Below are 19,441 nucleotides of genomic sequence, written 5' to 3'. Positions count from 1 at the left end.
TTTGTGCACGATTTTCCGCGGGCCGCGCGGAAAATCGTGCACAAATCCCACGGACTAGAAGGTGAGCTCGAAGTCGATGACGGTCGGGGTCGGCACCGCGAGGGCGACGGGCGTCAGGCTGCTGTCGTGCGCCACCCCGGTGATGACGCGACCGCCGAAACCGTTCTGCGCCGCAGGCACACTCGCGGTGACGGCAACCCGGCGCGCCGCCGGTGCGGGCCGCACATAGATGTCGGTTCCGGGAAGAACCGGCGCGGTGATCGGCGCACCCGCCGCGTCGATGAGCGTGCCGCCCACCGCGGTGAGCGTCGCCGCGTCGGTGGCCTCGAACCGGAACGGGCCGACGACGTCACCGACCACTGCGCGGTCTGCGATCAGCCGCGGCACCACCGTCACGTTGCGCGCCGCCTCGGCGCCGGCCACGAGGTAGTTGTACAGCGCCACAACGCGTTCGGCATTGCGGTGATGCCCGGAGCCGTTGAGCGTGAAGGCCACCTCGTCGATCTCGACGAACGTATCACTGTCGGCGAGCACCAGCAGCCGGTAGAACCGGTACCCCCGGTGCTGGCGCCCCGGGCTGCTGTCCGAAGCGGTGGCCCCGACGCCGATGGTCCGGCGGTGGCGCCCGTAACCAGCGGCGACATTGAGTCCCGACGCCGCGACGTCGCGCCACCGCGCCCCGTCGGCCGACTTCTGCAGCACCAACGACACGGCCGCATCACTGACCAATTCGACTGTGTAGCTGCCCAATTGAGGCTCACCATCGAACTCGTAGGTGATCGCGCCCGGCTGCGGTGTGACGGCGACTGGCACGTTGAGGGGACGGGTGTCCAGGCGCAGGCCGTTGGTGAAATGCCAGATCGCGGCCTGTGTCGCGGCGATGGCCTCATGTTCGGCCAGGTGGGCGTCACCGCTCAGATGGCCCGCCGCGCGTACCCGGCGGCTCAACTCGACCGTCCCGAGGGTGGGGTACGAGTTGCGGATGATCCAGTCGACCTCGGCCTCGAACGCGCGCGCTGCCACGTTGGGGACGGCCGACCAGTTCGCGGGCCGGTACTGCGACGGCCGGGTCGGGGCCACGCCGAGGAAGTCCAGCGAGTACGCGTCGATGTTCGGGTTGAGCCGGATCAGGTCGGTGCGCGCCGTCGTCCCGTCGGCGAACACCACGGTGTCGACGGTCGGCGAATACGTGCCGCCGCGGTAGCGGGTCATCCGGGTGATCTCGGCGTCCCGGCGCACGGTACGGCGGACCGCGACGGAGGTGCGGGCCCGCGCGAGCGGCGGAATGGAGGTCAGAGCGAGCAGAGATGAAGACATTGCTGTGTGGCTTTCTGGAGGCTGTGAACAGCGCGTTTACGTGCTCCGCCAGAAGATGGGCGGGCAGAACGCAGAGGGCCGGCGTCAGAAAATCAACAACAACACGGCACGACGAAGCAGCGCCGCATGGGCATGCGCAGCGATCCGTCGTGGGTCATGCCGCCTACCATACGGCACTCGCGCAGAAAAGCCATGGCCGATCGGTCGCAGCAAACCGGGTTTCAACCACGCTGCGCGCTAACCCTGTGCGGGCAGCCGTAGCGCCGTATCGTGGCCGCCGCATCCCACTACGACCCGTCGGAGGTAGCCCCCCATGACGTCTGCGCAGAACGAATCGCAGGCCCTCGGCGATCTCGCCGCAAGGCAGCTAGCCAATGCCACCAAGACAGTTCCGCAACTGTCGACCATCACCCCGCGATTCCTGCTGCACCTGCTGAGCTGGGTTCCGGTCGAGGCCGGTATCTACCGCGTCAACCGCGTGGTCAACCCCGAGCAGGTCGCGATCCACGCCGAGCAGGGCTCGGGCAACGAGGAACCGCTGCCGGAGACCTACGTCGACTACGAGACAAGCCCGCGCGAGTACACGCTGCGCTCCATCTCGACGCTGCTCGACGTGCACACCCGGGTGTCGGACCTGTACTCCAGTCCGCATGACCAGGTCGCCCAACAGCTGCGCCTGACCATCGAGACCATCAAGGAACGCCAGGAGTCCGAGCTGATCAACAACCCGGAGTACGGGTTGCTGTCGCAGGTCACCCCCGAGCAGACCATCCAGACGCTGCGCGGCACCCCCACCCCGGACGACCTCGACTCGCTGATCACCAAGGTGTGGAAGACTCCCGCGTTCTTCCTGACCAACCCGCTCGGGGTGGCGGCGTTCGGCCGGGAAGCCACCCGTCGCGGCGTGCCGCCACCAGTGGTCAGCCTGTTCGGCGCCCAGTTCATCACCTGGCGCGGCATCCCGATCATCCCGTCGGACAAGGTGCCGGTCGTGGACGGGAAGACCAAGTTCATCCTGGTCCGCACCGGCGAGGAACGCCAGGGTGTGGTCGGCCTGTTCCAGCCGGGGCTCGTCGGCGAGCAGGCCCCGGGGCTGTCGGTGCGCTTCACCGGCATCAACCGGTCGGCCATCGCGTCCTACCTGGTCACGCTGTACTCGTCGCTGGCGGTGCTCACCGACGATGCGCTGGCGGTCCTCGAGGACGTCGGAGTGGACCACTTCCATGAGTACAAGTGATCTGCCGCTGAGCGAGGACGACCTGTCGGCGCTGGCGAGCCAGATCTACGCCACCAGCCTGCGGCCCGGTCCGGACAGTCCGCCGGTGACCACCCAGGTGGCGCCGCGCGGAGTGGCCCCGGATGCCACAACCGGGACGTCGGCAGCCGCCACCGCGGCCGGTCTGGCACACCCGGGCACGCCGGGCGAGTTCGTCTCGGTGCCGGAGCTGTTCGCGCCGGCGCCGACGTCGCCTGGGCCGGAAGGGATTCCGCCGGGGACAGCGCCGGTCGCACCGCGGGGCAACGCGGTGAGCCCGGTCGTCCCGTTCGGTGGGCTGGAGGCGTTCGCGGTGCCGTCTGGCTTGGTCCCGACGGTGCCGGGCGTGCTGGCGGGGGCGCCGTCAGCTCCGGTCGCACCCAGCTCTCCCCCGTCGCTTCGCTCGCCCCAGCGCGGCCCCGCACCGACGTGGCCGGGCACGGTGCCATCGGTGCCCGATCTCGGCTGGTCAGGCGCTCCGGCACCGTCCGAAGATGGCGGGAATTACTACTTTCTGCAGCCCCCGGTCGAACCTGTTGCGGCCCAGCCTGTTCCGGTCATCGAAGACGACCACGAGGTCTTCGACGTCCACGCGATCAGGGCCGATTTCCCGATCCTCAAGGAGACGGTCAACGGCAAGCCGCTGATCTGGTTCGACAACGCGGCCACGACGCAGAAGCCGCAGTCGGTCATCGACCGGCTGTCGTACTTCTACGCCCACGAGAACTCGAACATCCACCGGGCCGCGCACGAGTTGGCGGCCCGCGCGACGGATGCCTATGAGGATGCCCGCGAGGCGGTCCGGCGGTTCATCGGGGCGTCCAAGACCGAGGAGATCATCTTCGTTCGCGGCACCACCGAGGCCATCAACCTGGTCGCGTACTCGTGGGGCGGCAAGCACCTGGGCCCGGGTGACGAGATCGTCATCACCCACCTCGAGCACCACGCCAATATCGTTCCGTGGCAACTGATTGCGCAGCAGACTGGGGCGGTCATCAAGGTCGCGCCGGTCGACGACGCCGGCAACCTGCTGCTCAGCGAGTTCGAGGACCTACTGGGCCCCCGCACGAAACTGGTTGCGGCGACGCAGGTTTCGAATGCGCTCGGCACGGTGACGCCGGTCGAGACGATCGTCGAGTTGGGCCACCGCTACGGGGCCCGGGTGCTGATCGACGGTGCGCAGTCCGTCCCGCACATCCCGATCGACGTGGCCGAGCTCGGTGCGGATTTCTTCGTGTTCTCCGGGCACAAGATCTTCGGGCCGACGGGCATCGGGGTGCTGTACGGACGCGAGGACGTGCTGGCCGAAACCCCGCCGTGGCAGGGTGGCGGCAACATGATCGCCGATGTGACGCTGGAGCGCTCGGTGTTCCAGGGACCGCCGAACAAGTTCGAGGCAGGCACCGGCAACATCGCCGATGCCGTCGGGCTCGGTGAGGCCATCCGGTACGTGGAACGCATTGGCATCGAACGGATTGCGGCGTACGAGCACGCCTTGCTGGAGTACGCCACCCCGCGGTTGGCGGCCATTCCGGGCGTGCGACTGGTGGGCACGGCCGACGAGAAGGCCAGCGTGCTGTCCTTCGTGTTGGCCGGGCACGAACCGCTCGAGGTCGGCAAGGCGCTCAACGCCGAAGGCATCGCGGTGCGGGCCGGGCATCACTGTGCCCAGCCCATCCTGCGGCGCCTCGGACTCGAGGCGACGGTGCGTCCGTCGTTCGCGTTCTACAACACGTTCGAGGAGATCGACGTGTTCATCGACGCGGTCCGCCGCATCGCCGAGGGTTCGCCTTAGTCGCACGCCAACACGAATGCCCCTGACACGCCGAGCGTGACAGGGGCATTCGCGTTTGGCCGGCACCCGAGAAAGGCATACCCACCTGCGGGTTTGCGGCCTATATTGAAGAGGTGACCAGGGGCTGCGGCACCGGATATGACATCACGTACCGGCGGGCTGCCGGCCCCTCCTCTCTCCCTGCGGCCAGGCTGCCGCGCAGCACTCGTCTCCGACCTCCAGGCCGCGCGTAGGGCCCTCCCCACGCTGCCTGCACGTCTACCGGCGCGGACGGCACCGGAGCATTCCGAGAATCGGAGGACAGGATGAAGCGCTATCTGACACTTGGTTATGGCGTGCTGTGTTACGCGGTGTTCCTGGCCTCGTTCCTCTACGCCATCGGCTTCGTGGGCAACGTGGTGGTGCCCCGCACCGTCGACCACGGGATCACCGCATCGATCGGTGAGGCCGTGGTGGTCAACCTGATCCTGCTCGGCCTGTTCGCCGTGCAACACAGCGTGATGGCGCGGCCCGCGTTCAAGCGGATGTGGACCCGCATCGTCCCGCAGCCGATCGAACGCAGTACCTACGTCCTGATGTCGAGCCTGTTGCTGGGTCTGTTGTATTGGCAGTGGCGGAGCATGCCGCAGGTGGTCTGGCACGTCGGTGCACCCGCCGGACGCTACGTGTTGCTCACCCTGTTCTGGGTGGGCTGGGCGATCGTGCTGCTGTCGACGTTCATGATCAGCCACTTCGATCTGTTCGGGCTGAGGCAGGTGTACCTGGCCTGGCGCGGAGAGCCTTACCGCGACATGACTTTCCGGACCACGCTGTTCTACCGGGTGGTGCGGCACCCGATCATGGTCGGCTTCATCGTGGCGTTCTGGGCCACCCCGACGATGACCGCGGGACATCTGATGTTCGCACTCGCCACCACCGGATACATCCTGATCGCGGTCCAGTTCGAGGAGCACGATCTGGTCGCGTCCCTCGGGGACGCGTACCGCGATTACCGCGACGAGGTGCCGATGATGATCCCCGGGCTGCATGCGCACCATCACTCAGCACGCCCACACCACGCGGCGTAACCGCGATCTGTGCACGATTTTCCGCGGCTGCCGCGGAAAATCGTGCACAGATCACTACTTCTTGGGCTTGTCGCTGGCCGCGTCGGAAGACAGGGCCGCGACGAAGGCTTCCTGCGGCACCTCGACCCGGCCGATGGTCTTCATGCGCTTCTTGCCTTCCTTCTGCTTCTCCAGCAGTTTGCGCTTACGGGTGATGTCACCGCCGTAGCACTTGGACAGGACGTCTTTGCGGATGGCCCGAATGTTCTCGCGCGCAATGATTCTCGATCCGATGGCCGCCTGCACCGGCACCTCGAACTGCTGGCGCGGGATCAGCTCCTTGAGCTTGGTCGTCATCTTGTTGCCGTACGCCGAGGCGCCATCCTTGTGCACGATGGCGCTGAATGCGTCGACGGCCTCGCCCTGCAGCAGGATGTCGACCTTCACCAGGTCGGCTTCCTGCTCGCCGGCCTCTTCGTAATCCAGCGACGCGTAGCCACGGGTGCGCGACTTCAGAGAGTCGAAGAAATCGAAGATGATCTCGCCGAGCGGCATGGTGTAGCGCAGCTCGACGCGCTCCGGGGACAGGTAGTCCATGCCGCCGAGCTCACCGCGCCGCTGCTGGCACAGCTCCATGATGGTGCCGATGAATTCGCTGGGCGCGATGACCGTCGTCTTCACGACCGGCTCGTAGACGGCGCGCACCTTGCCCTCGGGCCAGATGGACGGGTTGGTCACGACGAGTTCGGTGTTGTCCTCTTTGACCACGCGGTAGACCACGTTGGGTGCGGTCGAGATGAGGTCGAGGTTGAACTCACGTTCCAGCCGTTCCCGGGTGATCTCCATGTGCAACAGACCGAGGAAGCCGCATCGGAACCCGAAGCCAAGGGCCACAGAGGTTTCCGGCTCGTACGTCAGGGCGGCGTCGTTGAGCTGCAGCTTGTCGAGCGCCTCCCGCAGCACCGGATAGTCCGACCCGTCCACCGGGTACAGACCCGAGTAGACCATGGGCCGCGGTTCGCGGTAACCGGTCAGCGCTTCGGTGGCACCGTGGCGGGCCGACGTCACGGTGTCACCGACCTTGGACTGGCGGACGTCCTTCACACCGGTGATCAGATAACCGACCTCCCCCACGCCGAGGCCGTCGGAGGCCTTCGGCTCAGGTGAGACGATGCCGACCTCGAGCAGCTCGTGCGTCGCCCCGGTGGACATCATCTTGATCTTCTCGCGGGGATTGAGCTTGCCGTCGACGACGCGGACGTAGGTCACCACGCCGCGGTAGATGTCGTAGACCGAGTCGAAGATCATGGCCCGCGCGGGCGCATCCGCGTCGCCGACGGGCGCCGGGATCAGCCGCACCACCTCGTCGAGGAGCTCACGCACGCCCTCACCCGTCTTGCCGGAGACGCGCAGCACATCGGACGGTTCACAGCCGATGATGTGGGCGATCTCACCGGCATACCGATCGGGGTCGGCGGCGGGCAGGTCGATCTTGTTGAGCACCGGAATGATGGTCAGGTCCCGGTCCAGCGCCAGGTACAGGTTGGCCAGCGTCTGGGCCTCGATGCCCTGGGCGGCGTCGACCAGCAGCACGGCGCCCTCGCAGGCCTCCAGGGCGCGCGACACCTCGTAGGTGAAGTCGACGTGGCCCGGGGTGTCGATGAGATGCAGCACGAACTGCTCGCCGTTGACCTCCCACGGCAGCCGCACGTTCTGCGCCTTGATGGTGATACCGCGCTCGCGCTCGATGTCCATGCGGTCCAGGTACTGGGCCCGCATGTCCCGGTCGGCGACGACACCGGTGATTCCCAGCATGCGGTCGGCCAGCGTGGACTTGCCGTGGTCGATATGGGCGATGATGCAGAAGTTCCGAATCTGCGCCGGCGCAGTGAACGTCTTGTCGGCGAAACTGCTGATGGGAATCTCCTGGTGACGACGGTTCTTAGCGCACTGTGCGCACCCACCAGGGTATCTAGCCAGGACCCCGGCGGCTAAATCGCGGCCCGGAAACTCCCCTATGCTCGAAGTCATGGCGTCGCAGTGGAGGACGTTCCAGCGTCTGGCGGAACAACTGGTGTTCAACGAGGCGCCCAAGCTCATCCGCACCTTGCAGCAGCCTGACGGGCTGTCTCGGACCATCCAGCAGGGGATCCGGTTCGGTATCGAGGTGGGACTGACGGCACTCGGTGCGGTTCCGGCGGAGCCGCAGGCCGCGATCACCGCGGGTCGCCCGGTCACCGAGAACATCGTCCCCACCGCGCACCGCGCCCGTCGCGTCGTCTACTCACCTGACCTGGACGGCAAGGCCGATCCGGGCGAGATCGTCTGGACCTGGGTCGTCTACGAGGACGATCCGACCCGCGGCAAGGACCGTCCCGTCCTGGTGGTGGGCCGCGATCGCTCCACGCTGCTGGGGCTGATGCTGTCCAGCCAGGACCGCCACCAGAGCGACGCCGACTGGGTGGGCATCGGCTCGGGCAGCTGGGACTACGAGGGACGCGCCAGCTGGGTGCGCCTCGATCGGGTGCTCGACGTGCCGGAGGAAGGCATCCGTCGCGAGGGCGCCATCCTCGCTCGCGACAAGTTCGAGATCATCGCCGCCCGCCTCCGGTCCAGCTACTCCTGGACCTGACTGAGCCCCTTTCCCGCGAGCACCCCTTGGGGGGTATACCTCCCGCGAGCGGCCGTGTTTGTACGGCGACCCGCCGGTTTCGGCGTGCATTCAGGGGCTGCTCGCGCCCGACGAGCGGGCGCTCAGTGCTCCTAGCGCGCCGGCCGCCACATGGGGATCAGGCTCGGTCCGCCGTTCGGCAGCGTCATCTCGCCGGTGACCTCGAACCCGAACCGCGCGTAATACGGCACGTTCACCGGGTTGCTCGACTCCAAATAGGCCGGTGCGTGCTCGGCGTCGCACCGGTCCAACCGGGACCGCATCAGCGCCTGCCCGTAACCACCGCCGCGCACTGTCGGGTCACTCCCGATGACCGCGAGATACCAATGGGGTTCCTCCGGGTGGTGCGCCTTCATCAACTCGGCGGCTGCCTGCCCACGCAGGGCGGCAGTACCCAAAGTCAGCAGCATGGCCGGGAGTGTGCGGAGCTCGGCGCTCCGCGTCTGCTGCCATTTGCCCGGCGGATCCCACAACGCCGCAGCGCCGATGCCGTCGGCCGACGAGGCGATCTCGACGCCGCCGTTGTCCAGATGCCGGTACCTGGTGAGGGCCTTGAACAAGCGCGGCAATCGCCGCCGGCGCACGCGATCGTCCGGAATCATCCAGCGCATCACCGGGTCGTCGGCGAAGGCCCGGGCCAGAGTCTGCGACAAGGCCCCGATATCAGAGCGGCCGGCCGGTCGCGTCTCGATGTCACGCATTTCTCCAGCTTGCCGTGAGCGGCCGCTGCCGGGTCGCGTCATGCGGAGATTACGGACACTCAACGCACGCTCACCGGCCGCGAGCGGCCCCAAATTGCTCGCAGTCGGCGGCGTGTCGCGGTACAGACACGGCCGCTCGCGGGAAATTCACCCGCCCTGGGTGATGTAGTCCTGCAGGTGCTGCTGCTCGGTCTCGAGCTCTTCCATCCGAGTCTTGACGACGTCACCGATGCTGACGATGCCGGCCAGCCGGCCGTCGTCGAGAACGGGGACGTGACGCACCCGGTTCTGGGTCATCAGCACCACCAAGTGGTCGACGGTGTCGCGCGGCGTGCACGTCGCGAGGACGGTCGTCATGATCTCCGAAACCGGCTGGCCCAGTAGGCCACCGCCGCGCTTGTGCAGTTCGCGCACGACGTCGCGCTCGGACACGATGCCGGCCAATCCGTCGGCCCCGACCACCACCATGGCGCCGATGTTCAACGCCGCAAGGCTGGCCAACAATTGCGACACCGTGGTTTCGGGGGCAATGGTCGCTACCGCGGCACCCTTGTTGGTCAGTACGTCCGCGATCCGCATCGCCCGCCTCCGATCGTGATCCACCTCACATCCATGGTAGTCGGCAGCGGGCGGTGCGAAGGGAAAGTCAAGCGAGCCGGGTGATTTCCACGACGACATCCAGGTCGGTGGATCCCTCGCCGGAGTAGATGCCCTTCAGCGGTGTGACATCCGAATAGTCCCGCCCCACAGCCACCGTCACGTACTGCTCGTTGATCTCGACGTCGTTGGTCGGGTCGTAGTCCCACCAGCCGCCGGTCCAGGCCTGCACCCAGGCGTGGCTCTGGCCTTCGATGGTGTCGCCGACCTCGGCGCGGCGCTGCGGATGCAGATAGCCGGACACGTACCGGGCCGGAATCCCCATGCCACGCAACAAGATCAGCGTCAGGTGCGCGAAGTCCTGACAGACGCCCTTGCCTTCGCGCAGCGCATCGAGCCCGGAGGAATGCACGCCGGTGGTGCCGGGCACGTAGTCCAATTCGGTGTTCACCCAGTTCGCCGCGGCGATCACGGCTTCCTGTGGGTCGTAGTACTTCATGATCCGCTGACCGACGCGCTGCAGCCGCTTGCTGAGCGGTGTGTACCCCGTCGGGACCAGCAGTTCATCGAACCGGTCACGCACGCCGGCCCCCGCCAGGTCGTCCCAGGTAACCAGTTCCGCGGGCATTTCACCCTTGTCGGTCTCGACGACCGAGGACGACGTCACCTCCAACTCGGTGTGCGGTGCATGCAGATCGAAGGCCGTCACCGCGGTGCCCCAGTAGTCGATGTACCGGTACGAACGAGTGGCCGGTGTGGTCTCGACGCGGTTGAGGATGACGTTCTGCCGCGAGTCCGAGCGCGGCGTCAGCCTGGCCTCGTTGAACGACGCCGTCACCGCCGACTTGTAGGCATACCCGGTGGCATGGACAACCCTGAGCCGCCACATATCAGATCTCACCTTCTTCGATAACCGACACCGGGTGCCCCGCGTCCGTCCAGGCGACCCACGGCGCCGCGTGAAAGTACTCCAGCGCCAATGCTTCTCCGATTTCTCGGCAGCTGCGCTGCAGACCAGCCAGGCGCGCCTCCAGCGAATCCAGCAGCAGGCCCGGTTGCAGGAACTCGAGCTCGCTGCGCGCCCGGCCGAGCAGGCGCTGCGCCTCCCCGGTGGCGCCGACGCGGTCATGTGGCCGGTGGTGCAGTTCGTCCAGATGCCGCTCGGCCACCCGGAGCGAGTAGAACACCGACCGCGGAAAGAGCCTGTCCAGCAACATGAATTCGACGACGCGGCCGGCGTCCAGCACGCCGCGGTAGGTCCGCAGGTAGGTGTCGTGGGCACCGGCCGAGCGCAGCACCGTCACCCACGCCGGCGACGACGCACTGTCACCGACGCGAGCCAGCAGCAGGCGCACCGTCATGTCGACCCGCTCGATCCCCCGGCCCAGCATCATGAAGCGATAGCCGTCGTCGCGTGACAGCGTCGAGTCGGCCAGGCCCGCGAACATCGCGGCACGGCCTTCCACGAAGCTCAAGAACTCGTGCGGCCCAAGCCTTCTGGCGGCCCGCTCGCGCTCCGCCAGGGCGTTGTAGGTGGTGTTGAGACATTCCCACATCTCGGTCGAGGTGACTTCGCGTGCGCCGCGCGCATTTTCGCGGGCCGCCGAGATCGACTCGACAATCGAGTTGTCACCCTGGCCCCCGTGCCCGAACGCGACCAGGTCGGTCAACGACCACATGTCCAACGGAGCCGCGGGCGGCTCGATCCCCAAGACCCGCAACAACGTTCGGGATGCCAGGTCGGGGTCGACGCTCGAGTCCTCCAACAGCTGGTGCACCGTGACGTCCAGGATGCGGGCGGTGTCGTCGGCCCGCTCGACGTAGCGGCCGATCCAGTACAGCGATTCCGCGTTGCGCGCCAACATCAGTACATCACCGCCTGTTGCTGTTGCTGTTGCTGATGGGCGGTTTGGACGGCCTGTTGCGGCGGCCCCTCGTCGGCGGCCTGGCCGGCCGACGGCAGCGAACGGACGACTTCGGCGGCCGAAAGCTCATGGTCGGCGGTCGACGCGCGCGAAGCCAGCACCCACGTGTCCTTCGATCCCCCACCCTGGCTGGAGTTGACCACCAACGAGCCCTCCGGCAGGGCCACACGGGTCAGGCCTCCGGGCAGCACCCACACGTCGTCACCGTCGTTGACCGCGAAAGGCCGCAGGTCGACGTGCCGTGGGGCCAGCTTGTCGCCGATCCGCGTCGGCACCGTCGACAGCTGCACCACCGGCTGGGCGATCCACCCACGCGGGTCGGCGCGGACCTTCTTCGAGATCGTGGCGATCTCCTTCTCCGACGCGTCCGGCCCGAAGACGATGCCGTAGCCACCCGAACCCTCGACCGGCTTGATGACCAGCTCACGGACCCGGTCGAGCACTTCCTCGCACTCCTCCTCGAGCCAGCAGCGGTAGGTGTCGACGTTGGCCAGCAGCGGCTTCTCGCCCAGGTAGTACTCGATGATGGTCGGCACGTAGGTGTAGACCAGCTTGTCGTCACCGACCCCGTTGCCCACCGCGCTGGAGATGACGACGTTGCCCGCCCGCGCGGCGTTGAGCAGGCCGGCGACCCCGAGCACTGTGTCGGGCCGGAACTGCATGGGATCGAGGTACATGTCGTCGATCCGGCGGTAGATGACGTCGACCTGGCGCTCGCCTTCGGTGGTCCGCATGTACACGATGTTGTCGCGGCAGAACAGGTCGCGGCCCTCCACGAGTTCGACGCCCATCTGCCGAGCCAGCAGGGAGTGCTCGAAGTAGGCCGAGTTGTAGACGCCCGGCGTGAGGACCACCACGGTCGGGTCCGCCTCGTTGGAGGCCGCCGCATTGCGCAGCGCCCGCAGCAGGTGTGACGAGTAGTCGCCGACCGCGCGGACCCGGTGCGTTGCGAAGAGGTTGGGGAACACGCGCGCCATGGTCCGGCGGTTCTCCATCACGTAGGACACCCCGGACGGCGAGCGCAGGTTGTCCTCGAGCACCCGGAAGTCGCCCTTGTCGTCGCGGACCAGGTCGATGCCCGCGACGTGGATGCGGACGCCGTTGGGCGGGACGATGCCGGCGGCCTCGCGGTGGAAGTGCTCACACGAGGTCACCAGCCGGCGCGGGATCACCCCGTCACGCAGGATCTCCTGGTCGCCGTAGACGTCGTCCAGGTACATCTCCAACGCCTTCACGCGCTGCTTGATGCCCTTTTCCAGCTTCGACCACTCGGCGGCCGAGATGACGCGGGGCACCAGGTCCAGTGGGAACGGCCGCTCCTGACCCGACAGCGAGAACGTGATGCCCTGGTCGGTGAACGCGCGGCCGAGCGCTTCGGACCTGGCCGCCAGCTCGGACGTGTCGGACGGCGCCAACTCGGCGAAGACGCCCTTGTAGAGACCGCGCACGACACCCTTGTCATCGAACATTTCGTCGTACGCGGCGGCATAGCTGTCGACGTCGTCGTAGCCGTTGAACACACCGTCGTAGCGATTCCCTGGGGAGCTGGGCCGCGTCCGTACGGGGCCGCTCTGCGATGTCCGTGGGCTCATGGCAGACATGCTGCATCAACCTGGCGGTTTCGGCAGGGCAACTTGGCATTCACAGATATGCTCGGGATCGTCGCCGGCCAGGGCGCGTATCCCGCGCTTTGGGGATTTCGCATGGACGCTGGTAACCTGAACAGTCGCTGCCCGTTGATGGGCGAAGCGCAGACTTAAGACCGAGCATGCTCTTCCCGGACGTGCCCAATTTGAGATTTAGAAGGAACGACACGCGTGGCCAACATCAAGTCGCAGGAAAAGCGCATCCGCACCAACGAGCGTGCACGTCTGCGCAACCAGTCGGTGAAGTCGGCGCTGCGTACGGCTATCCGCGGCTTCCGTGAGGCCGTCGAGGCGGGCGAGAAGGACAAGGCCGGCGAGCTGCTCGTCGCCACCAACCGCAAGCTGGACAAGGCCGCCACCAAGGGTGTCATCCACAAGAACCAGGCCGCCAACAAGAAGTCGGCGCTGACCCTGGCCTTCAACAAGCTCTGATCTGAGCCTGTAGTTTCCGCGAAACCGCGGCCCGATGATCGGGCCGCGGTTTTGTTGTGCGCGTGGAGTGGCCGGCCGCTCAGCTGTCGGCGAGCTCGGCGACGCGACGCACCGCCGACTCCAGTGCGTAGTCGGCGCTCGCCGCCGCACCTTTGACATCGGCGTTCAACGACGCGACCACGCGCAGCGCCTCGGCGACGGTGTCCCGGGACCAGCGCCGGGCCTGCTTCTGCGCCTTCTGGACCCGCCACGGCGGCATGCCCAACTCCCCCGCAAGCCGATACGGATCACCCGACTGGCCACCCACGCGCGCGATCGAGTGCACCGCCTCGGCCAGCGCATCGGCCAGGACCACATGCGGCACACCGCCGGCCATGGCCCAGCGCAGCGCCTCGGCGACGCCGCTGACGTCACCCGAGACGGCTTTGTCGGCGATGTCGAAGCCGTTCACCTCGGCCTTGCCGGAGTGGTAGCGGCGCACTGCCGCCACATCGATCTGGCCGCCGGTGTCGGCCACCAGCTGCGAGCACGCCGCGGCGAGTTCACGGATGTCGGAGCCGACCGAGTCGAGCACGGCGTTGACGGCGTCGTCGCTGACCTTGACCTTGAGCGATCGGAATTCCTTGCGGACGAAGTCGGCGCGCTCGGCGGCCTTGGCGATCTTCGCGCACGGATGCACCTCGGCACCAAGCTTTTTCAGCTGATCCGCCAAGGCCTTGGCCCGGCCGCCACCGGTGTGCACGACGACGAGCATGGTGCCGCCGGGAAGGTCGGCCGCCGCGTCGGCGATGAGGGCGACAGCGTCCTTGCCGGCCTCGGCCGCGGACTCCAGGACCACCACGCGTTCCTCGGCGAACAGCGACGGGCTCAGCAGTTCGGCGAGTTCACTGGTCGACACGTCGCCGGCCCGCAGCCGGTCGACGGGAACGTTGTCGTTGCCGGCTCGCTTGCGCGCTTCACGCAATACGTCGGCCACGGCACGCTCGACCAGCAGTTCCTCGTCGCCCAGCACCAGATGCAATGCCTCGGTCGATCCACTCACCCGTTGATCGTTTCATGTCGGGCTGACAATCAGCGCAGTGCGGGTTGCGAATACCGGTTTAGGGTTGCACTGCGCGATTGGTGATGCCGGGGAGGACGATGGCCGATATCGATCAACAGGCTCTGACCGCGGCAGTCGGCGACTGGCTGGTCACAGAGGTGACCATTCGACTGGTTCGAAGACCTGCCGTTCCCTGGCACGCAACGTTTGATGTTCGTCACCGGTGTCAATGACGAAACCGCCCTATATTTCTCTCCCGATCTCCCGGCAGGACAAGCAATTACCTACTACGAGCCGGACTTCGAAATCGCACCATTCGGCGAAGCGCTGGACGACTTCATCACCCGGCCGTTGGATGGCTGAGCCCTCACAGACTCCAGGCCAGCCGGAACTTCTCGGCCAGTTCGGCGTCGGACAGGCCGCCGTAGTTCTGCTGTTCGTAGCCGCGCACACCAAGCACAGCGTCGACCGGCGCGTCCCCGAGGATGTCGCGGACCACGTCGCTGTTCCGCAGCGCGTCGAGTACCTCGATGTGTTTCGCCGGCAGCGTCACCACTCCGGCGTGCTGTCGTTGGGCCTCGGTCAGGGACGCCGGGTCGACGGTGACTTCGGGTGGCAACGGCAGTTCACGAACGATGCCGTCGAGCGCCAGGCCGAGGATGGTCGCCGACGCCAGATACGGGCTGGCCGACGGGTCGACGATCTTGACCTCGACATTGGCGCCGTACGGGTTACCAGAGGCCGCGCTGACGAAGCGGACGGCCGCCTCCCGGTTCTCGGTACCCCAGCAGACATTGGCACCCGACCAACTCCCCGGCTGCATGCGCAGTCCCGACACGATCGAGCCGCACAGGACACCCTGCGCACCGGGCAGACCCGCCAGCAGCCCCGCGACGGCCGACTCGCCGGCAGCGTTCATGCCGCGCTCCCCTGAACCACCGGAGAACACCGGTGCACCATCCCGGTTCAGCGAAAAGTGTTGATGGGCACCGGAACCCACGCTGCCCGCGAACGGCAGCGGAGACAGGCTGACGCGCAGCCCGTGGCGGCGGGCGACGCGGCTGATGATGATTCGCGCGAGCACCAGCTGGTCGGCTGCAGCCAGCGGATCGCGCGGCGTCAGCGAGAATTCGAATTGGTTCGCTCCGTATTCGGGATGGAACTGTTCGATCGACACACCTGCGGCTGCGGCCGCATCCATCACGTCCCGGACGAACCCTTCGAATTCGAGCACGCCGGCCAGTCCGTACTGCGCCCACAGATTGGACGGCAGCCGCGCGCCGTCCGGGCCGACGAGCACGAACTCCACCTCATGTCCGACGGTGGCCGTCAGCCCGGCTGCGGCCAGTCGCTGCGTAACCCGTTGCAGCACAGCGCGACCGCAGTACGGGTCCTGGTTGCCGTCCTGAGTTAAGAACGAACAGGGCGCCCAGGCGAGCCCATCCCCGATGAGGGCCAGACCCGCGAGGTCGACCCGCACCCGCCGGTCCCCGACCACACCGATCCGATCACCCACCACGATGCCGGTCTGGTCGATGGCGAAGACATGCCACGTCGGGCTGGTACCCAGTCCATGTTCGGCGAACACCGCCACCCGGTTGAGGGGAACCACCTTGACCTGCGTCAGGCCTGCAGCGTTGACCACGGTGCCGACCAGGGTCCCCACGCCGGCCTCTTCGAGTCCCGCAACCGCCGCCGCCACAGACCCGGCCGGATCGTCATTCACGTCAATAATTCTGCAACGCGGCGCGGGTGTTCATGGCCGGATCTCATTTCCTCGTCGTCGGCGCCATGCGGCCAACAGCAGCGCCCCTCCCGCCGTCGTCGCCCCGAGCAGCAGCGCGCCGCTCCAGCCCGACGGGACGCTGACCGCCGCTCCGGGAACCGCGGCACTCCACCGCGCGACGTGTAGCAACCACCAGAGTTCGGGTCCGGTGAACCGGATCAGCAGTTGCGCCGCGGCGGGCCAGCACCACGCCACCGCTGCGGCCGCGGTGCCGAGGATGGTGATGGGCGGAATAACCGGAGCGACAAACAGATTGGCCGCCACCGCGACCAGACTGAGGCTTCCTGAGATCGCCGCCACCAACGGTGCGGTCACGAGCTGCGCGGCGACGGCCACACACACGGCGTCAGCGATCGGCTTAGGCCAGCCGCGGCCCACCAGTCGGCGCGACCACCCCGGCGCGATCACCACCAGTCCCGCGGTCGCCACCACGGACAGCGCGAAGCCGGCGTCCACCGCGAGCGCCGGAGACATCACCATGAGCACCAGCACACTGGCCGACAGCGCAGGGATGGCCTGTCGGCGCCGGTGGACAAGCATGCCCATCAACATCACCGAACCCATTGCCGCGGCCCGTAATACGCTCGGCGAGGGTTGCACGATCACGACGAATGCGAACAGCGTCACCGCCGCCAGCGTCACGGCGATGCGCGGTCCCACCAACGCCGCACTGAGCAGCACCGCGCCGCACACGATGGTCACGTTCGCGCCCGACACCGCCGTCAGATGCGTCAACCCCGCCCGGCGGAACGCGGCCGTCGTATCCGACTCGACAGCCGACACGTCGCCGAGCACCAGGCCAGGGAGCATCGCGGCCTGATCGGGCGGCAACGCCAACCTTGCGGCCTCGCCGAATTCAGCCCGCACGTCTGCTGCCGCGCGCTGCCCGGTCGACGCGGTCCCGAACCGGGGTGTGCCCACGGCGGTGAGCACGGCCACCGACAGGTCGCGCCGCTTGGGCGCGGCGGTCCGGGCCCGGAACGCCATCGGGCGGCCCACGCCGACCTCCGAATACCCCACGGCCGGCGCGAAAACCAGGACCCGCCCTGATGATTCGGCGTCCTGCAGCCTCTGCAACGACGCCGAGAACATCAACCGGCCACCTTGGATCGTCCTGGGTGACTCGGTGGGCGTGACCGTCACCGCTACCGTTGTGCCGAACCGGGACGCGAGCGGGTGAGACTCGATCGCATGCACTCGCACCGCCGCGACGATCGCGAACGCCGTACACACCGCCGCCACGGCGAGCACTGCGGGCCACCGCACCGAACCCACTCGCATCCCGACGCCCACGACTGCCGCCACCGCGATGACAACCAGCGACACCGCAGCCCACGGCCCCCACCACACGCCGGCTGCAGTCACCGTCCAGCACGTCAACGCGGCCGGCACCAAGCGCAGGTCGATACCGGGGACGTCCGGCGCCGGATCCGCTGTCACACCTTGACCAGCTCGCGCAGTTTCTCCAGCCGGCTCGGCCCGATGCCGTCGACCTCGCCCAGCTGATCGACGCTCGCGAATCGGCCGTTGGCCGCACGCCACGCGACGATCGCTTTCGCCATGACGGGGCCGATACCGGGCAGCGCGTCGAGCTGCTCCTCCGTCGCAGTGTTCAGATCGACGGGTCCTTGTGCACCAGAGCCCTTTCCGTCACCGGGCGGCCGCTTCTCCGGCGGCCCGGACGTCGCGCCTGCTGAACTGCGCATGACCGCGGGCGTGCCCAGCGGCGCGGTGATGCCGACCAGAATCTGCTCGCCGTCGGTCACCTTGCGGGCCATGTTGAGGCTGACCAGGTCCGCGCCGGCCAGCGCTCCTCCGGCGGCCGTGACCGCGTCGGCGATGCGCGCACCGGCGGGCAGCGTCACCAACCCCGGTTTGTGAACGAGACCGGCCACGCTGATCACGACATCCTCGGTCTTGGCCGGCGGCGCGGGTGGCCCAGCCGAGCTGGACGAAACCATCTGCACCGGAGGCAGTTTCGCCGCGGTCACGGGCGGCTTGTCATCGCCGAGTACCGCGATCACGGTCACCATGACCGCGACCACGCCGACCACCGCGAGCGCGATGACGCCCGCACGTCCCGGATCGGCCCGCACCGACGCGAGCCACCCGGGGCTACCGGGCACCGCGTCGGGCAACCAGCGTGACAGCGAGGTGTCGTCGTTCGGTGCGGATTCGCAGTCGGCGTCCGTCGCATCTCCGGGCTGGGCGGTCAGGCGGCGCTGCGCTCGATCGACTGGTGTCTGGGTGACCATGCTCGCGACGTTAGGCAGCGTGACCGACCGAAACGCCGCGAAAATCGCGCCGCATGGGCCGCCTGTGGATCAATCGCGTTCTGTGGATGAATCGTCCGGCTGGCGTAGCGTTCAGCCGCCACCGGCGGCATCGGAGTCTCAGTCCGTCCGTCGGCGAATCCGGGGGTGCCTCCCGGCGGCGACCGGGACGCCCGGCGAAGGTACGGGTCGACTCTGCCGACCAGGGACCTGACGCCTCTCAGGACATCCGTCGGGCCTGCGCCACCTGCGCAGCACCGTTACCGGTGATCAGCCAGAGCGTCGCAATGCTCTGGACCAGTTCGTCTTTGGTGACGCTGGCCCGGCCTTCGACGAACGCGAGGATTGCATCTGCGGTGCCGCCGATGATGAACGCGGGTGCCACCTGAGCCAACGGATCGCTTTCGAGCTCGACATCGTGCACGGTACGCGCATGCTCGATGAGCACGCCGGTCAGGCCGACCATGATGTCGTCGCGGTGGCGCTGCAGAGCGGGCGACAAGGACACTGCGCCCAGCAACACCGTCGCGCGTCTGGGATCGTCGGCCAGCGTATTCACCAGTGCACTGACTGTCGACAGAGCCTGCACCGCCAGCGGCTGGGTCGCACTGGCTGCGGTGGCCTCCAGTGCGACCAGACGCAATTGCTCGGCGATGTCGTCTACCACTGCGGTGGCCACCGCATCGAGGTCGGAGAAGCTCTCGTAGAAGTAGCGCTTGTTCAGCCCCGCCGCCGTACACAACTTGTCAACGGTGATGGCTCGCCAGTCGCCATTGGCCAAGACGTCCAGCGCGGATTCGATCAGCCGAGTTCGCCGATCGCGCCGTCGAACGTCTGCCGACTGACCAGCGTACGCACGGGACGAGGCTTCGGACACCACATGATCGTCGCACCTTTTCGTCGTTCCACCTTCCCTTGACAAGGCGTCTCCATATCTGGCACCGTCTCGAACCAG

The 19,441-nt window shown here is 67.5% G+C and carries 18 protein-coding genes; 6 read left to right on the top strand and 12 right to left on the bottom strand.

The window, feature by feature from the left end:
* Positions 1-54 precede the first annotated feature (54 nt).
* Positions 55-1,317: a thioester domain-containing protein gene (locus tag ACWW1C_RS08040; protein WP_455982938.1), complete on the bottom strand. Its 1,263-nt coding sequence runs from the start codon at positions 1,315-1,317 to the stop codon at positions 55-57.
* A 313-nt stretch (positions 1,318-1,630) separates the two neighbouring features.
* Here ACWW1C_RS08040 and ACWW1C_RS08035 point away from each other — a divergent pair, with 313 nt between their 5' ends.
* The 3 genes from ACWW1C_RS08035 to mddA all read left to right on the top strand — a co-directional run bounded on the left by ACWW1C_RS08035 (position 1,631) and on the right by mddA (position 5,434).
* A complete protein-coding gene (locus ACWW1C_RS08035) occupies positions 1,631-2,554 on the top strand; it encodes a family 2A encapsulin nanocompartment shell protein (protein WP_455982937.1) in 924 nt (307 codons plus the stop codon).
* The gene (locus ACWW1C_RS08030; RefSeq protein WP_455982936.1) at positions 2,541-4,367 is read left to right on the top strand and encodes a family 2A encapsulin nanocompartment cargo protein cysteine desulfurase; all 1,827 of its coding nucleotides are present in this window, start codon (positions 2,541-2,543) and stop codon (positions 4,365-4,367) included. The genes ACWW1C_RS08035 and ACWW1C_RS08030 overlap by 14 nt, the downstream gene beginning before the upstream one ends.
* Positions 4,368-4,672: 305 nt before the next feature.
* Positions 4,673-5,434 (top strand): methanethiol S-methyltransferase, encoded by a 762-nt coding sequence (gene mddA, locus ACWW1C_RS08025; RefSeq protein WP_455982935.1) that lies wholly within the window; start codon positions 4,673-4,675, stop codon positions 5,432-5,434.
* 54 nt (positions 5,435-5,488) lie between these two features.
* Here the strand turns inward: mddA and lepA are convergent, their stop codons facing one another.
* Positions 5,489-7,444 carry a translation elongation factor 4 gene (gene lepA, locus ACWW1C_RS08020; RefSeq protein ID WP_455982934.1) on the bottom strand — a complete coding sequence of 652 codons (1,956 nt, stop codon included), beginning with the start codon at positions 7,442-7,444 and terminating at the stop codon, positions 5,489-5,491.
* Here lepA and ACWW1C_RS08015 point away from each other — a divergent pair.
* Positions 7,431-8,045, top strand: a complete 615-nt coding sequence (locus ACWW1C_RS08015) for a type II toxin-antitoxin system PemK/MazF family toxin (RefSeq protein ID WP_455982933.1) — start codon at positions 7,431-7,433, stop codon at positions 8,043-8,045. The two genes, lepA and ACWW1C_RS08015, sit on opposite strands and share 14 nt — an antisense overlap.
* A gap of 131 nt (positions 8,046-8,176) precedes the next feature.
* Here ACWW1C_RS08015 and ACWW1C_RS08010 read toward each other — a convergent pair whose 3' ends face one another.
* From ACWW1C_RS08010 to ACWW1C_RS07990, 5 genes are all read right to left on the bottom strand, one after another.
* Entirely contained in the window at positions 8,177-8,785 is a 609-nt protein-coding gene (locus ACWW1C_RS08010) for a GNAT family N-acetyltransferase (protein ID WP_455982932.1), read from the bottom strand.
* A gap of 147 nt (positions 8,786-8,932) precedes the next feature.
* The gene (locus ACWW1C_RS08005) at positions 8,933-9,364 is read right to left on the bottom strand and encodes a CBS domain-containing protein (RefSeq protein WP_455982931.1); all 432 of its coding nucleotides are present in this window, start codon (positions 9,362-9,364) and stop codon (positions 8,933-8,935) included.
* 67 nt (positions 9,365-9,431) lie between these two features.
* Entirely contained in the window at positions 9,432-10,271 is an 840-nt protein-coding gene (locus tag ACWW1C_RS08000; RefSeq protein WP_455982930.1) for a transglutaminase family protein, read from the bottom strand.
* Between the two features lies 1 nt (position 10,272).
* Positions 10,273-11,247 (bottom strand): alpha-E domain-containing protein, encoded by a 975-nt coding sequence (locus ACWW1C_RS07995; protein WP_455982929.1) that lies wholly within the window; start codon positions 11,245-11,247, stop codon positions 10,273-10,275.
* Positions 11,247-12,899: a circularly permuted type 2 ATP-grasp protein gene (locus tag ACWW1C_RS07990; protein WP_455982928.1), complete on the bottom strand. Its 1,653-nt coding sequence runs from the start codon at positions 12,897-12,899 to the stop codon at positions 11,247-11,249. Before ACWW1C_RS07990 ends, ACWW1C_RS07995 begins: the two co-directional genes overlap by 1 nt.
* Before the next feature lie 225 nt (positions 12,900-13,124).
* Between ACWW1C_RS07990 and rpsT the strand changes: the two genes are divergently transcribed.
* Positions 13,125-13,385: a 30S ribosomal protein S20 gene (rpsT, locus tag ACWW1C_RS07985; protein ID WP_064860034.1), complete on the top strand. Its 261-nt coding sequence runs from the start codon at positions 13,125-13,127 to the stop codon at positions 13,383-13,385.
* A gap of 79 nt (positions 13,386-13,464) precedes the next feature.
* On the opposite strand, the gene holA is transcribed toward rpsT, so the two are convergent.
* Positions 13,465-14,406, bottom strand: coding sequence for a DNA polymerase III subunit delta (gene holA / locus ACWW1C_RS07980; RefSeq protein WP_455984194.1), 942 nt, complete (start codon positions 14,404-14,406; stop codon positions 13,465-13,467).
* A 231-nt stretch (positions 14,407-14,637) separates the two neighbouring features.
* On the opposite strand from holA, the gene ACWW1C_RS07975 reads away from it, so the two are divergent.
* On the top strand, positions 14,638-14,790 hold the full coding sequence (locus tag ACWW1C_RS07975) for a hypothetical protein (protein WP_455982927.1): 153 nt from the start codon (positions 14,638-14,640) through the stop codon (positions 14,788-14,790).
* A 4-nt stretch (positions 14,791-14,794) separates the two neighbouring features.
* On the opposite strand, the gene ACWW1C_RS07970 is transcribed toward ACWW1C_RS07975, so the two are convergent.
* From ACWW1C_RS07970 to ACWW1C_RS07955, 4 genes are all read right to left on the bottom strand, one after another.
* On the bottom strand, positions 14,795-16,153 hold the full coding sequence (locus ACWW1C_RS07970) for a glutamine synthetase family protein (RefSeq protein ID WP_455982926.1): 1,359 nt from the start codon (positions 16,151-16,153) through the stop codon (positions 14,795-14,797).
* A gap of 30 nt (positions 16,154-16,183) precedes the next feature.
* Entirely contained in the window at positions 16,184-17,653 is a 1,470-nt protein-coding gene (locus ACWW1C_RS07965) for a ComEC/Rec2 family competence protein (RefSeq protein ID WP_455982925.1), read from the bottom strand.
* On the bottom strand, positions 17,650-18,468 hold the full coding sequence (locus ACWW1C_RS07960) for a ComEA family DNA-binding protein (RefSeq protein WP_455982924.1): 819 nt from the start codon (positions 18,466-18,468) through the stop codon (positions 17,650-17,652). The genes ACWW1C_RS07965 and ACWW1C_RS07960 overlap by 4 nt, the downstream gene beginning before the upstream one ends.
* A gap of 238 nt (positions 18,469-18,706) precedes the next feature.
* Positions 18,707-19,363: a TetR/AcrR family transcriptional regulator gene (locus ACWW1C_RS07955; protein WP_455982923.1), complete on the bottom strand. Its 657-nt coding sequence runs from the start codon at positions 19,361-19,363 to the stop codon at positions 18,707-18,709.
* Positions 19,364-19,441 lie beyond the last annotated feature (78 nt).

The organism is Mycobacterium sp. HM-7, assembly GCF_053852335.1.
Note: the sequence above shows the minus strand (reverse complement) of the source record. Positions and strands in the feature narration are given on the sequence as shown.

Bases quoted from the DNA above. Each gene is read 5' to 3' on its own strand.
- ACWW1C_RS08040 (WP_455982938.1), bottom strand. From the start codon at position 1,317: ATGTCTTCATCTCTGCTCGCTCTGACCTCCATTCCGCCGCTCGCGCGG.
- ACWW1C_RS08035 (WP_455982937.1), top strand. From the start codon at position 1,631: ATGACGTCTGCGCAGAACGAATCGCAGGCCCTCGGCGATCTCGCCGCA.
- ACWW1C_RS08030 (WP_455982936.1), top strand. From the start codon at position 2,541: ATGAGTACAAGTGATCTGCCGCTGAGCGAGGACGACCTGTCGGCGCTG.
- mddA (WP_455982935.1), top strand. From the start codon at position 4,673: ATGAAGCGCTATCTGACACTTGGTTATGGCGTGCTGTGTTACGCGGTG.
- ACWW1C_RS08015 (WP_455982933.1), top strand. From the start codon at position 7,431: ATGCTCGAAGTCATGGCGTCGCAGTGGAGGACGTTCCAGCGTCTGGCG.
- lepA (WP_455982934.1), bottom strand. From the start codon at position 7,444: ATGACTTCGAGCATAGGGGAGTTTCCGGGCCGCGATTTAGCCGCCGGG.
- ACWW1C_RS08010 (WP_455982932.1), bottom strand. From the start codon at position 8,785: ATGCGTGACATCGAGACGCGACCGGCCGGCCGCTCTGATATCGGGGCC.
- ACWW1C_RS08005 (WP_455982931.1), bottom strand. From the start codon at position 9,364: ATGCGGATCGCGGACGTACTGACCAACAAGGGTGCCGCGGTAGCGACC.
- ACWW1C_RS08000 (WP_455982930.1), bottom strand. From the start codon at position 10,271: ATGTGGCGGCTCAGGGTTGTCCATGCCACCGGGTATGCCTACAAGTCG.
- ACWW1C_RS07995 (WP_455982929.1), bottom strand. From the start codon at position 11,247: ATGTTGGCGCGCAACGCGGAATCGCTGTACTGGATCGGCCGCTACGTC.
- ACWW1C_RS07990 (WP_455982928.1), bottom strand. From the start codon at position 12,899: ATGAGCCCACGGACATCGCAGAGCGGCCCCGTACGGACGCGGCCCAGC.
- ACWW1C_RS07975 (WP_455982927.1), top strand. From the start codon at position 14,638: ATGTTCGTCACCGGTGTCAATGACGAAACCGCCCTATATTTCTCTCCC.
- ACWW1C_RS07960 (WP_455982924.1), bottom strand. From the start codon at position 18,468: ATGGTCACCCAGACACCAGTCGATCGAGCGCAGCGCCGCCTGACCGCC.